The organism is Jeotgalibacillus marinus, assembly GCF_040801915.1.
GTDB classification, from domain to species: Bacteria; Bacillota; Bacilli; order Bacillales; family Jeotgalibacillaceae; genus Jeotgalibacillus; species Jeotgalibacillus marinus.
Map to the genome: position 1 here is coordinate 1 of NZ_JBFMIA010000248.1, position 245 is coordinate 245.

Sequence of the window (245 nt, forward strand, 5' to 3'; positions counted from 1 at the left end):
CGAGAAGCTCGGTATCGACGCCGCGCTGCTGCAGATTCCGATCGGTGCCGGCGAAACGTTCGAAGGCCTCGTCGATCTGATCGACATGAAGGCCTACACGTTCGAAGGCCCCAAGGGCGAGACCGTCACGCAAAGTGAGATTCCCGCCAACTTGCAGGCCGACGCGAAGAAGTATCGCCACGAGCTGCTCGAAGCGCTGGCCATGTACAGCGACGAGATGATGGAACTGCTCCTTTCCGAGCAGG

Annotated in this window: 1 pseudogene; it reads left to right on the forward strand. The window is 60.4% G+C overall.

The window, feature by feature from the left end:
* A pseudogene (gene fusA, locus AB1471_RS17725) lies at window positions 1–245 on the forward strand (elongation factor G); the annotation flags it as partial.